The organism is Negativicoccus succinicivorans, assembly GCF_014207605.1.
Lineage (GTDB): Bacteria > Bacillota > Negativicutes > Veillonellales > Negativicoccaceae > Negativicoccus > Negativicoccus succinicivorans.
In genome coordinates, this window is the sequence record NZ_JACHHI010000001.1 from 25,737 (window position 1) to 38,525 (window position 12,789).

The 12,789-nt window shown below is 43.8% G+C and carries 12 protein-coding genes and 1 tRNA gene; 10 read left to right on the forward strand and 3 right to left on the reverse strand.

Going from position 1 to position 12,789, the window contains the following annotated elements; genetic code table 11:
* Positions 1 to 88: 88 nt before the first annotated feature.
* A complete protein-coding gene (locus HNR45_RS00190; RefSeq protein WP_221417762.1) occupies positions 89 to 475 on the forward strand; it encodes a hypothetical protein in 387 nt (128 codons plus the stop codon).
* A 95-nt stretch (positions 476 to 570) separates the two neighbouring features.
* On the opposite strand, the gene HNR45_RS00195 is transcribed toward HNR45_RS00190, so the two are convergent.
* Both HNR45_RS00195 and HNR45_RS00200 read right to left on the reverse strand, forming a co-directional pair.
* Positions 571 to 762, reverse strand: a complete 192-nt coding sequence (locus tag HNR45_RS00195; RefSeq protein ID WP_159822140.1) for a helix-turn-helix domain-containing protein — start codon at positions 760 to 762, stop codon at positions 571 to 573.
* An 11-nt stretch (positions 763 to 773) separates the two neighbouring features.
* A complete protein-coding gene (locus HNR45_RS00200) occupies positions 774 to 1,346 on the reverse strand; it encodes a hypothetical protein (RefSeq protein WP_159822139.1) in 573 nt (190 codons plus the stop codon).
* A 412-nt stretch (positions 1,347 to 1,758) separates the two neighbouring features.
* On the opposite strand from HNR45_RS00200, the gene cas9 reads away from it, so the two are divergent.
* The 5 genes from cas9 to HNR45_RS00230 all read left to right on the forward strand — a co-directional run bounded on the left by cas9 (position 1,759) and on the right by HNR45_RS00230 (position 9,678).
* Complete coding sequence (gene cas9, locus HNR45_RS00205) at positions 1,759 to 5,943, forward strand: type II CRISPR RNA-guided endonuclease Cas9 (RefSeq protein WP_159822137.1); 4,185 nt, start codon at positions 1,759 to 1,761, stop codon at positions 5,941 to 5,943.
* Positions 5,940 to 6,824, forward strand: a complete 885-nt coding sequence (gene cas1 / locus HNR45_RS00210) for a type II CRISPR-associated endonuclease Cas1 (protein WP_159822135.1) — start codon at positions 5,940 to 5,942, stop codon at positions 6,822 to 6,824. The genes cas9 and cas1 overlap by 4 nt, the downstream gene beginning before the upstream one ends.
* 4 nt (positions 6,825 to 6,828) lie before the next feature.
* A complete protein-coding gene (cas2, locus tag HNR45_RS00215; RefSeq protein ID WP_159822133.1) occupies positions 6,829 to 7,134 on the forward strand; it encodes a CRISPR-associated endonuclease Cas2 in 306 nt (101 codons plus the stop codon).
* On the forward strand, positions 7,131 to 7,796 hold the full coding sequence (gene csn2, locus HNR45_RS00220; RefSeq protein WP_159822132.1) for a type II-A CRISPR-associated protein Csn2: 666 nt from the start codon (positions 7,131 to 7,133) through the stop codon (positions 7,794 to 7,796). The genes cas2 and csn2 overlap by 4 nt, the downstream gene beginning before the upstream one ends.
* A 787-nt stretch (positions 7,797 to 8,583) precedes the next feature.
* Complete coding sequence (locus tag HNR45_RS00230) at positions 8,584 to 9,678, forward strand: MGDG synthase family glycosyltransferase (RefSeq protein WP_159822128.1); 1,095 nt, start codon at positions 8,584 to 8,586, stop codon at positions 9,676 to 9,678.
* A 30-nt stretch (positions 9,679 to 9,708) separates the two neighbouring features.
* Here HNR45_RS00230 and HNR45_RS00235 read toward each other — a convergent pair whose 3' ends face one another.
* Positions 9,709 to 10,338: a hypothetical protein gene (locus HNR45_RS00235; protein WP_159822126.1), complete on the reverse strand. Its 630-nt coding sequence runs from the start codon at positions 10,336 to 10,338 to the stop codon at positions 9,709 to 9,711.
* A gap of 137 nt (positions 10,339 to 10,475) precedes the next feature.
* On the opposite strand from HNR45_RS00235, the gene HNR45_RS00240 reads away from it, so the two are divergent.
* The 4 genes from HNR45_RS00240 (at position 10,476) to HNR45_RS00260 (ending at position 12,769) form a co-directional block, all read left to right on the forward strand.
* A tRNA-Leu gene (locus HNR45_RS00240) sits at positions 10,476 to 10,559 on the forward strand.
* Between the two features lie 1,456 nt (positions 10,560 to 12,015).
* Positions 12,016 to 12,297: a hypothetical protein gene (locus HNR45_RS00250; protein WP_159822124.1), complete on the forward strand. Its 282-nt coding sequence runs from the start codon at positions 12,016 to 12,018 to the stop codon at positions 12,295 to 12,297.
* 11 nt (positions 12,298 to 12,308) lie between these two features.
* Complete coding sequence (locus tag HNR45_RS00255) at positions 12,309 to 12,587, forward strand: hypothetical protein (protein ID WP_159822122.1); 279 nt, start codon at positions 12,309 to 12,311, stop codon at positions 12,585 to 12,587.
* The gene (locus tag HNR45_RS00260) at positions 12,587 to 12,769 is read left to right on the forward strand and encodes a hypothetical protein (protein ID WP_159822120.1); all 183 of its coding nucleotides are present in this window, start codon (positions 12,587 to 12,589) and stop codon (positions 12,767 to 12,769) included. Before HNR45_RS00255 ends, HNR45_RS00260 begins: the two co-directional genes overlap by 1 nt.
* Positions 12,770 to 12,789: the final 20 nt, after the last annotated feature.

Consider the following 12,789-nt stretch of genomic DNA (forward strand, 5'->3'; position numbering starts at 1 on the left):
TTTTTGTTGATTTGGTTATAAATGCTACGGTTGCGGCGTTTGTAGCGCCTTGTTTGTCTATATATTGTATGAGTAACTTCATTACATATTGCATAAAGGGGTGAGGGCGATTGCTAAAGCGAAGATTGTTGCTATTTTTCTTGTCGTTATTGTGGGCGGCGCTTGTATTTGGTGGCTTTTCGGCGAAGGCGGCGCAGGTAACATTAACGGAGACGGAGTGGCAGATACTAACGCACGAATTGAACGCGCTAGAAACGAGAACGGCCGAGCGGCAGAATTTAATCAACGAATTGAGGAAAACGTCGGGCGGATTGAGCGTCACCAACAACGAATTGAAAGCGGAGTTGGATCGGTTGAAGATATTGCAAACCGAGCAGAAAAAGTCCTTAACGCAGACCGAGCAAGCATTGGAAAAGTCCGAGCAGTCATTGATAAGGTGGAAAAAAAGCGAGCTAAAAAAGCGGATGAGCCTTGAGCGGAAAAAAAGAGCGTGGCAAATTATAGCGGTGGCCGCGATTATTGCGGCGGCGGCAAAGTAAAAGGAGCAGGCATTTTGCCCGCTCCGCTTTTTTATTTTTCCGGTTCTTTTCCGAAGTGGCGCACCATGGCGTCTCTAGTGATTAGCCAGATACGGCTTGATTTTCTGATTTCGCCTTTCATAAATCTGTCCGGCGTTTGAAAGATCAGCTGCCGAATTTGCCCCGGCGCTAATTTCCAGCGATCCTCCGCCTCTTTAGCGGTTAAAACTTCATCAATTAACATTGCCTGCTCCTTTAGATTTCATAACGAACATCATAGAGATGAAACACGACTCTGTTTTCGCGTTCGCCGGTAAAGTAATCCATGTCATCGGTATGTACGCCGGTCGTTCTAGCGAATAAATCAAGCGTTTCATCATCGACTGGAATCGTATCAAAGTCGCCGTCGCCTAGTTTATGGCTGGGCGGCATCATTTCGGCGGTCATTTTAACCCACGTAATACGGTCGGCTACATCTTTAACATCTTCACTAACGCGGTCTTTTAAGATTTCAGGAATATAAACGGCGGTAATATTTTCCGGCTTTACTTCATCGGCGATAAATTCCGTGTACTTACCGATGTTACCGTCGATTTCCGACATCTGATTTTCTTTCGCGTCGTCGATTTCAACTTCAACTAACGCGATACCGTATTGAGTAAAAGTGTTTTTCTTGCCGGTCGGGCGGTGCAGATAAACGACTTCGGTCGAGTTGTTGCCGCGCAGACCTTCTTCCCAGTTATCGTTGCCGGTTTTCGAGATCGGCAGGATCCCTTCCGTTAAAATTGCTTTCAAATCTTCAACGCCTACGTTTTTGAAAAGTTTCATTTTTCATTCCTCCTAAATTTTTAACCTTAGCGGGTCTCTCTCCCCGCTTTCTGGCTAAAGTATAACGCAGTCGTTATGACTTGTCAAGCGAAAAAGCAAAGAAAATAAAAGATTTTTCAAAAAACTTTTTAACGCAGTCGTTAAAACTTGCAAAGCCTATCGTTGTCGGGTTGATTTGAAATAATTTTCCCCCATTGTTCCCCCACGGAAAAGAGTAACAAGCAACAAACGCCTATTTACGGGCGTTCTTTTGTCTGTGTTTTATATATTTAATTTATCAGAGTAACGGATCAAAGCTGAGCGCTATTGACGGCATAGCCGGTCAGTACGAGCAATATCATGCAATGATATAAAAGCAGTAACAAATTTTTATTCTTTTAATCTAGGTGCGATGATGAGGAGGACTTTCGCGATGAAGAAGAACAACGATTACTATATCGGTTTGGACATGGGGACCAATTCCGTCGGTTGGGCAGTTACCGACACCAAGGGGCGTTTGCAGCGGTTCAATAAAAAAGACATGTGGGGATCACGCCTTTTTGACGAAGCAAAAACAGCTGCTGAGCGGCGTACCTTCAGAACGTCGCGGCGTCGGTATGATCGCGTGCGACAACGCATTGAATTTCTGCAGGATATTTTCGCGCCGATCATCGCTCAAAAGGATTTTAAATTCTTTTTGCGTCTGAACGAAAGTAAATTTTATCCCGAAGACAAAAAGACGGATGGCCGCTTCGCTCTTTTTAATGACGCGGATTTTACCGACGTGGATTACTTCAAACTGTATCCCACAATTTACCATTTGCGCGCGGCGTTGCTTAAACCGAATCATATTACCGATCCGCGGTTGTTGTACTTAGCTATTCATCATATTATTAAAAATCGCGGACATTTCCTGTTCGCCGGCACGGATATGGAAAGTATTCGCAGTTTCCAAATGGTCTATACGCAACTTTCCGAACATTTGAAACGTATCAATCCGGATTTTGAATTGCCGGTGGATGCGCAAGATCAATTTGCCGCGATCTTACTGAATGAAAAATTGAGCAATCGGGACAAGAAAAAACAACTGAAAGAACTTTGCCCGCGCGAAGACAAACGCTTGGAATACGCCTTTAAAGCGATTATCGGTGATAAAGCCAACTTGAAAGATATATTTGGCGTGGAAGAATATGATGAAGGCACGAAAAAGGAAGTCAACTTTGAAAAAGCGGACTACGACGCGGATAAAGACGAGATTGAGAGCGTAATCAAAGAAAATATCCATGTGCTTAACGCATTTAAAGCGGTCTATGACTGGACTGTTTTGACGAAAATTTTAGGCGACTATGCGTATATTTCGGATTCACAGGTCGCGCTTTATGACGCACATGCAAAAGATTTACGCATTCTGAAAAGCCTCATTAAGAAATATGCCCATTCGCAGTATGCGGACGCTTTCCGCCATGAAAGCGTCAAAGGCAACTACGCGAACTATGTCGGCAGCACCAATTATGACAATAAACAACCGGTTATTGATAATACAGATAATATGTCGGTAACACAAAAAGGCATAAATAAATATTTTGTAAATATTCTTTCGAGCATTACTCCGGACGAAAGCGATAGAGAGAGTTATCAATATATCGCCGATCGCTTGTGTAAAGACGAAGCGCTACCCAAGTTGCGTACAAAAGCTAACAGCGTGGTGCCACATCAAATCCATAAAATCGAATTGGAAAAAATCCTCGCCAACGCCGCGAAGAATTTTCCGTTCTTGCAGGAGAAAGATGACAGCGGTTATACCGCAGCGCAAAAAATCGTCAAGATTATGACGTTTCGAATTCCGTACTATGTCGGACCGCTTAATACGTATCATCATGTCGATCAGGGCGGCTACGCCTGGATGGTGCGTAAAGCGGAGGGGAAAATTACGCCTTGGAATTTTGACGAAAAAGTAGACAAGGAAGCTTCGGCGGAAAAATTTATCCGCAACATGACCAATAAATGCACCTACTTGATTGGCAAGGACGTCATTCCCAAACAATCACTTCTGTACAGCAGGTACAAAGTCCTTAACGAATTAAATAACTTAAAAGTCAACGGCGAACCGATTTCGGTCGCTCTGAAACAGAAAATTTACGAAGAGCTGTTCAAGAAACAAGTCAATGTCACATTCAAACAACTCAAAAATTTTCTCAAAGCGCAAGGGGAAGATGCCGACGAAATCCTTTTAAGCGGTGTCGATGAAGCCGCGCATAAATTTACCAATAACCTCGAGACGTACCATAAATTCCAAGCGATATTTGGTGATACAATCGAATTTGAGCCGCAACGCTCCATGGTCGAAGATATTATTCGCTGGAAATGCCTGATGGGCGATGATATTGCCATGTGGAAACATAAGATCGCAAAAGAATATGGGAATCAGCTCAGCGAAGAGCAATTGAAGCAAATCACGCGACTTAACTTCACCGGTTGGTCCCGTTTGTCGCAAGAGTTTCTTACCGATGTGCCGGGCGTTGATATCGAATCCGGCGAGGTATACTCGGGGATTATGGACGCTTTGTGGAAAACGAATGAAAACATTATGCAGCTATTGAGTTCCCGTTTTACGTTTGCGGAAAAAGTAAAAAAACAAAACCAGGGTACCGGGCAGATCACAAAAATCACGTATGATGAAGTAATGAAAGATACTTACCTGTCGCCGGCGGTAAAACGCTCCGTTTGGCAGGCGATTACCCTGGTCGAAGAGATCCGCAAAATTCGTAAAGCGGATCCGAAACGTATTTTTGTCGAAATGACGCGCCAACCGGACGCGATAAAGGAACGCAAACTGTCTCGCCGTACGCAACTCTTAAATACATATAAAGCGATCGGAAACGACATTGCGGAATGTGAAAAAAAACATGTATCCACGCTCATAGAGCAACTGGAAAGCAGAAAAGATGAAGATTTGCGCCGGAAAAAATTGTATCTTTACTTCACACAGATGGGGCGTTGCATGTATACGGGAGAGCCTATCAATCTTTCTTCCTTATTGCATGATACCAACAGTAACATCTATGATATCGATCATATCTACCCGCGTTCTCTTACGAAAGACGACAGTCTTGACAATACAGTCTTGTGTAAAAAAGAGATTAACCTAAGGAAAGGTAATAAGAATCTGCATCGTGTTTTCACGGAAAAAGAACTCAAAAAGCAATACGGATACTGGAAGGCGCTCAAAGATAAAAAGCTGATTAGTGAAAGGAAATTTTCACGGCTCATGCGCACTACCGATCTCACCGCCGCCGAATTGGCCGGATTTATCAGTCGACAATTGGTGGAAACCAGCCAAATGGTCAAAGCCACGGCGGATATTTTGGAGAAAATCTATCCGAATGTCACGATCGTTTATGTGAAAGCACGGACTGTAAGTGACTTCCGGCATGACTATGATTTGCCGAAAGTGCGCGTCTTGAATGATTGTCACCATGCTCATGACGCGTATTTGAATATTGTCGTGGGGAATGTCTACTACGAAAAATTCACTAAAAGCCCGTTTAATTTTATTCAAAACCAAAAGGGAAAAGGGGACATCAAATACAATCTTTATCGCCTGTTTGACAAAGACGTTAAAGTCGGCGATCGTATTATTTGGAATACCAAAGAAGATTTAGCGCGTGTCAAAGCAAGCCTCGAACGGGATACGGTAAACGTAGTGCGCATGCCGGTGGAACAACGTGGCCAATTTTTTAAGGCAACCATTAAAAAAAAGAGCACTACAAAAGAAACAATGGTTCTGCCATTGAAAGGTTTTGATGAACGCTTACAAGATATTTCCAAATACGGATATTATGACAGTCCATCCGGCATGTCATTTATGGTGGTCCAGCACGAGGTTAAAGGTAAGAGAAGAGTCACCATCGAACAGACCTTGCTGGTTTACAAAAATACATTAAAAAGAGAAAAAGATTACATAAAATATTGCAAAGATTTTTTGAAGTTACAAAAACCGAAAGTATTATTTAAAAACATAAAATTCGGCAGTAAGATTTTATTCGATGGATACCCTCTCCTTTTGAAATCGCGGTCGAAGAATAGCATCATATTGGTAGACTCGCAATCCCTATTTCTTGCTAACCGGGAGCTAAACATACTAAAAAGAGTTACCAAAATTTCCGATGATATTGCTCAAAAGGTGCAGAGCCGAGTAAAAATCACCGATGAAGAGTGGGCTACATTATGGAAGTCCGTGGTGGAGCAAAACGTTAAGGGTAAGTTCCGTAATCGCGGAGGAGTTTTAAATGACATACTACAAGGCAGAAAGATTAAACTGTCTAAAGATGAGGAGGCGAGATTAAACGAACTGGATGCGAAGGATCAGGAAGAATTTTTGAGCCAAATTTTATTAGAACGGTTTTTGCGATTCAACACAAAAGAAAAGACCGACCTCTTACTTCAAGTGATTTCGTTTAGCGGCAACACAAGGGGAGTGAACCTTCGTTTGATTGGGGGGGCAAACAGGGCAGGAGTTATTACGAAGAGTAAAGATATTACGGATCATTCCGTCATTTTGATTAATGAATCGCCCACCGGTCTTTTTACGAATCGCACAATTTTGAATCAGCCATGAGCTGGCGCACAGTTGTCATCACGAAACCTGCCAAACTCGAATTACGTTTGAACTACTTGGTTGTTCGCAGCATCGACCATGTGGAAAAAATAAGCCTGACGGAATTGGGAGCACTGGTGATCGAAACGCTGCAGGTGTCGATTACCGGCTCTCTCATCAGCGCGCTTTTAGCGCAAGAAATCAGGATTATCATTTGCGATGAACACCATGATCCGCAGGGGGAAATCCTACCTTATTACGGATGCCATGACTGCTCCCGCAAAATACAGATGCAAATGGGTTGGCAGGAGACGACAAAGAAACTTTTATGGCAACAGATTATCCGGCAAAAGATTATGAATCAACGGAAAACATTGGCATATTTTTGTTCGGATGCGACCGATGCAGTGGCGAGGCTGGCGCAGTATGAGACGCAAGTCGAAATCGGCGACGCCACTCATCGGGAAAGTCTCGCCGCCAAAGAATATTTCCCCGCACTTTTGGGCAAAGGATTTACGCGCGCGGCCGAGACGGCGCAAAATGCCGCATTGAACTACGGCTACCAAATTATTATTTCCATTTTTTCCCGTGAAATCAAAATTGCCGGTTACCTTACCGAATTGGGGATCTTTCACGACAGTCAGCATAATCATTTTAATTTGTCATCCGATCTTATGGAGCCGTGGCGACCGGTTGTAGACGCATTTGTCAGAGAAAAAGAATGGGAACAATTTGCCGTGGAGGAAAAACATATGATGCAACGTCTCGTGACGCAGGAAGTAACCTTTCGTGGGCAAAAGCAAAGCGTGCCTAACGCCATTCGCATGTATGTGAATTCGGTGTTTCAGGCGCTGAATCATGATGATATTTCGCAAGTGCATTTTTTCAACCATGAGTTATAGATTTATGCGTATTTTAGTGCTCTTTGACCTGCCGACGGAAACGTCATTGGATTTACGGGAATACAGACGGTTTCGCAAAATATTGCTGGAGATGGGATTTATTATGTTGCAGGAGTCGGTCTATACGAAAATTGCGCTAACGACAACCATTTCCGAGCAAATTACCAATCGTCTGCGGCATGAAAAGCCGGCGAACGGATTGGTACAAATATTACGCGTGACGGAAAAACAATTTGAAAACATGGAAACGTTGGTAGGGGAATATAGCAATAATGTGATTGACACTGATGAAAAGGTGGTCATCCTATGATCTTAAGCCACCCCGTTTTCGATTCGTCGATCGACCTTGCCCATAATAATCTCGTCGTCTTGGAACATCCGCTTTTGTATCGCACATTGGTAGCGGAATTAATTGCGCAAAACGAAGGTGAAATGGGACGATTTCTTTTAACAGAAAATTATGAAGAAAAGTCTATCGGGAAATACCTTTCAATCATTCATAATCCGTTTCAGCTGTGCGAAAATGATCATAAAATGCGCATCGCCTTGTACAAATTTCTTGAGAAAGAAGTACAGACGCTCGACTTTGAATATTACAAAGAAGTGGAAGCAAAGATATTTCAATTTTTGCAGCATGTGAATATGCAATCCGCATATCCGCTCACGATGGCGGATTCTATCAGCATGACAGATATCTTCAAACTGGGTCAATTGCAACTGGAATTAACCAAAGACTCCGTGCCGGAGCGTCTTTATGAATACATCCGCGCATTGCACCGGTTGGCAGGCGCGCAATGCGTGGTTATGTATAATGTAAGAAACATATTTACCAATACGGAAGCGGAGGTGTTTTTAAAAGAAATTAGCGAACAGGAAATATCTGTTTTATTTTTAGAAAGGAGTGTGCCGCCTATCGTCACAAAATACGAGAAACTATATATAGTGGATCAGGATTTGTGTGAAATCAGCTAATGGTATAAATTAAACACAACATTAGTTTGAGAGTAGTGTCATATCCAATCCATCTCAAACTTGGGCGCATTCCTTAACGCCGAACAGTTAGTTTGAGAGTAGTGTCATATCCAATCCATCTCAAACTCGATTGCGCGCAGGGCCGCGTGTTGTACGTTTGAGAGTAGTGTCGTATCCGATCCATTTCAAGCGCTGGTAAATTCGGACAAAATGATAACCTATGAAGAATACAGAGCAATAGTTGTAGAGCAGTTTAGATATTATTGGAAAGATTTAAGTGACGAAGAGGTAGAAGCCTACTTTGAGCGAGAAGGAAATGAAGTCACGAGAGCACGCTATGAAGATGACGTTGAAAGCCTGAAAGAGGGAGAAATCACCGAACGCATACTGGAAGAATATTGCCCTGCGTCGGTGGCGTATTGTTTATCCCTGATGTATTAAAAGCCGCTAAAGCGAAATGCTGAGGCGGTTTTTTGTTCAAATATTTATTTGTCAATTAAGACGCCTGTGGCGTCTTTTTTATTTGCTTTCAACACGACGGTCTAAAGAAGCATGCCCGGAGAGTGGCGAGATGGTTTGCGCGCAGCGTCATGTTTGCGTTGTGCCGCAAGGCGAAAGAGGTGGCGCTATTTTTTACATACGCGGTCCACGTTTGAGGTGATTACAACATATGGTTTAGTCGATTAGAGATCATTTTTTACTCTCTGTTAATATTTCATTTCGCATCTCTTTTACGGCGACATGCTATACTTATACTAATCGGAAAAGCAGTTTATAAAGGAGAAACATGAAGTATAAACCGAAAGTTTGTCTTCTTTCCGCGTCGATCGGGCAAGGACACGTGCAGGCGGCGCGCGCGGTGGCGGAAGCGTTGAAACGGCATCCTACGGGATATCGCGTGCAATCGTTGGATTTTTTGTCGCGTGATATGATATCGCTTGATTATTGGATGCGCGAGACATACATCAAGATGATCGATTTATTTCCGCTGATTTATGATCTTTTATACCATCAATCGCAACGTCGGCACGGCGGTAAGCAGGTTCGTAGCCTGCTGGCGCGCACGTTCCGCAGTCGCATGCGGCATTTACTGGAAGTGCTATCACCGGATGCATTGGTGTTGACGCATCCGTTTCCCGCGGCAGCGGCCGCTAAGCTGGTGGAAAAAGGCGAGCTCCATATCCCGATTGTGACGGTGATTACGGACTTTGATTTACACCAATTATGGGTGTATAAAAACATCACGGCGTATTGTGTACCGTCGGCACAGGTGCGTGACGAACTGATCGCGGCGGGCATTGAAAAAGAACGCGTGTTTGTAACAGGCATCCCGATTATGCAGCGGTTTTATGAGATGAGAAAAGCCTCTTTGCGCGAACCGGGGACCGTTTTGATCATGGGGGGCGGCACCGGTCTGGGCGCGGTGAAGGATATTTTATGGCGCCTGACGCAAGTGGAAGCGGTGCAGCGCGTTATCGTTGTGACAGGACAAAATTTTACGCTGTTTGATGAAATTCAGGAAATGCGAGAAGAGTTGCGCGTGCCGCTGGAGTTGTACGGATACACGAATGAAATCCCGCGACTGATGGCTCGCGCGTCATTATTGGTGACGAAGCCGGGGGCGTTGACCACGACGGAAGCGATGACAATGCATTTGCCGATGTTATTGGTGGATGCCATTCCGGGGCAAGAGGAAGCGAACGCGGCGCACTTGGAAAAGATCGGCTGCGCGAAATGGATTTTACGGGAGCAGCTGGTGCCGGTCACACGCGAATTTTTCGCCGGGGAAGCGACTTGGTATACAGGCGATCAACAAAAAACGCAACACAGCGCTCAACTTGTCGCCGACATTATTGATTCGCTGGTGACTTTTGAAAATTGAGCCACAAAAAAAGAGCCCTGAGGCTCTTTTTTATTTTGCGGGTGCCGGCGCGGCGGGCAATAATGTGGTGCCGCTGATTTGACGATACGCATCATAGACTTCGGCTGCATTTTGCAAACGTTTAATGCGCCAAAACCCGGTGGAATCTTTCACCAGCGACAAATGCAACGGGATGTACCGGTCACGATTAATTTCACGGAGACGGACAAGGACTTCCGCGTCCGTGTCTTCCGATGTCAGTGTTTGGATGTCAGTGACTTCGTAATTGGACGGCGGGGCGTCCTTTTCATTGGTAAGCAGCGGAATGGAAATGATCGGCGCGGAGTTTTTCTGTTCGACTTGCGAGCGCAAGGCGTGGCTCAGGGCCTGAATAAAAATGGGCCGCATGGCGTACATAATAGCTGCCGGCATGCTTGTACCGGCGTTGGCGCTGTCGCGAAAGACGTCATCGAAACCGTCTTGCACCAACGTATCAATATCGACGCGCCGTTCAAAGCGCGTAAGATTGTGCTCGCGCGCCGCATCGGCCGCGTCCATGACCGCATATTTAGGAGTGCGAATATAGTAGCCGTAATAAAATAAAAGGACACCGGCCACCAGAATAAGGGCGGCGAGAAGTACATACCACCAACGATTTTTTTGTCCAGTTGAAGTGTTCACGGAGACCTCCTTACCAGTTGATAAATCTATTTTGACAGGCAACGAAATGATTGTCAAACAAGCTGATTTTACAAAATACATAAAAAATATTGACGAGCGCGGGCAAAGTATGGTAGTATTGTCACATTGAAAGACGTGCCGGAGTGGCGGAATGGCAGACGCACCTGACTCAAAATCAGGCGGGTAAAACCGTGGGGGTTCAAGTCCCTTCTCCGGCACCATAATTTTCACATATTGACACGAAAAGCTGAGTGACGAAGTCATTTGGCTTTTTATTTGCGCATTTTCAAAGCATTTCAAAGGCTTCTAATTATCCGTTGGAAGTCTTTCATTTGGGCATTTTACGGTTTTACAGGATTTCAGACAGTTACACAGCCGTGCCCCTTTTTATAAAAAACTGGGCACAAAACTTCATAACGGATGGATAATAAAAGAAGCCGGTTACATGCCGACTCTTATTTTTCGATCGCGCTGATCACGACTTCTTTTTGCGTTTTGGTGACGTGGGTGTAGATTTCCATGGTAGTTCTCATGGAGAAGTATTTGACGAAAGACAGAACGCTGATATTCTTTAAATAGAAGTATTTGAGGTGGAAAAATTCGTAGCATCCACGCGCCGCTGGCTTGACAGAGGAGACTCGAGAGATGTAGGAGAAGACTACGTCTACCAAATACTTCTGCCAATGTAATTAGCCGCCTAGGCGTTATGCCGGGCGGTTTTTGGTTGGGAAAATTTATTTACAAAGGCCTCAGTTGATTTTTTATAAAAACGCATAAGAAAAGAACCCTTAGCCCCCCCGCCAGATAAAGGGCAAGGGCTCTAAGGGTTCTTTCTTATGTTTATTGTAAAGGGATAAGATTCAAATGTCAAACCAGTCGCGGAAGTGGATAAGAAACGGGTATCCGGTAGCAAAAAATAAGAATCATCCGACAACCTGGATATTTTGTAATATCGTTAAAAGGGCTACCGAATGAATTCTCATGCTTATTATGAATGCGGATGTGGCAAATGTCAAATTATAACAATCCCCAGAAACAGCAGCTGCTGGGCGTGTACAAGGCGTGCTTCGGAGTGACGGATATACAACAAAGAAGAAGCTTTAGCCCCCCCACCAGTACGGGCGAGGGTTCTAAAACTTCTTCTTTGAATTTATTATAAAGAGAGAAGACTCAAGTGTCAAACCAGTCGAGGAAGTGGATAAGAAACTAGTATTCAATAGGAAGGAAAAGATGGTGTCGTTGAATCGTTTACCGCCGACGGATGAGCATATCGAAAAACTTGTAAGTGGTGCTGGCTTGAAATATACTAAGGGCAAGACAGGTAAGAAGCGATTCTATGATGCTTCCGGTAGTGTTGTTGTCTATCCATCGAATAATAGTGCTATAGGGCAAAAAGGCATATTAAACTGATCCGTAAATGATGTTATCCTTAGGCCGCTACAAGGTGGCGAAATCGGACGTTATGTAAGTCCTAAAGGAACGAAATTAGCGGCGCGCGCAATGCCCGATAGTGGTTGGGAAAGAAGAATATATCTACCGTGCTAGAAAAGATATTAGGGTGTGTTGACTTCACGAGTTGTACCGTGGTTCGGTCAACGCGGACTTGGCGTTCAATATAAGTTACCGACACGGTTAAAGAGTTGTTGTGGTCCGACAAAGTGAAAGAGGTGTTGAAAGATGAAATTTCATGAGTTGGAGAAAATACTGGTAGATGCGAATGTATGGCCGTATAATTATGCGATAGGAAATCTACACAAGCCGTTAGCAGAAGTAGCGTATTGCCTTATAAAGGATGGGCAACGTTATCGATTTTTTATTACAGAAAGAGATGAACTGGTAGAAGAAAAATTTTTTAATAGTGAAAATAACGCATGTAGGTATTTTTTAAGAGAATTTGTTAAAGATGATCAGAATTTGCAGCAATACCTTGATGCGAAACGATTAACGGCTGCGCCATGAGGTTTTCGCTGATGACATTTGCCGACGTAAAAAGAATAATGAAAAAGCATGATATTTGGGATGAGAACTATTCTATTGAAGAAGATAAGCCACTGGCAGAGGTAGCGTTGTGTTTGGATAGGATTAAGGATAAATACCGATTTTACATTGTTGAGCGAGATGTTATTTATAAGCAATACTTGTTCGATACGGAAGATGCTGCATGTAAAATGTTCCTAACGGAAATGGCGCTTGATAGTCCCGAATTGGAAAAGTATTTGAGACCGGAAAAGAAAAGGAGGGGGGACTAATGCAATCGAAAGAATTAGATTGTGTATTATTGCGAAACGGAAAAGAAGTTGTTATTATTGACGATTCGCTCGAAGGCTACTATTTAGTAGAAGACGGGGACGTTGAAGAAACCGGAGCTCCTCCGTTCACCATAAAAGAGGATGAGATTGTGGAAATAACATATGTTGCAAAGCCTTCTTGAGATTTAAATTAATTGACGGA

Coding starts and splice junctions, on each gene's coding strand:
- HNR45_RS00195 (WP_159822140.1), bottom strand. CDS start 762: ATGTTAATTGATGAAGTTTTAACCGCTAAAGAGGCGGAGGATCGCTGG.
- HNR45_RS00200 (WP_159822139.1), bottom strand. CDS start 1,346: ATGAAACTTTTCAAAAACGTAGGCGTTGAAGATTTGAAAGCAATTTTA.
- cas9 (WP_159822137.1), top strand. CDS start 1,759: ATGAAGAAGAACAACGATTACTATATCGGTTTGGACATGGGGACCAAT.
- cas1 (WP_159822135.1), top strand. CDS start 5,940: ATGAGCTGGCGCACAGTTGTCATCACGAAACCTGCCAAACTCGAATTA.
- cas2 (WP_159822133.1), top strand. CDS start 6,829: ATGCGTATTTTAGTGCTCTTTGACCTGCCGACGGAAACGTCATTGGAT.
- csn2 (WP_159822132.1), top strand. CDS start 7,131: ATGATCTTAAGCCACCCCGTTTTCGATTCGTCGATCGACCTTGCCCAT.
- HNR45_RS00230 (WP_159822128.1), top strand. CDS start 8,584: ATGAAGTATAAACCGAAAGTTTGTCTTCTTTCCGCGTCGATCGGGCAA.
- HNR45_RS00250 (WP_159822124.1), top strand. CDS start 12,016: ATGAAATTTCATGAGTTGGAGAAAATACTGGTAGATGCGAATGTATGG.
- HNR45_RS00255 (WP_159822122.1), top strand. CDS start 12,309: ATGACATTTGCCGACGTAAAAAGAATAATGAAAAAGCATGATATTTGG.
- HNR45_RS00260 (WP_159822120.1), top strand. CDS start 12,587: ATGCAATCGAAAGAATTAGATTGTGTATTATTGCGAAACGGAAAAGAA.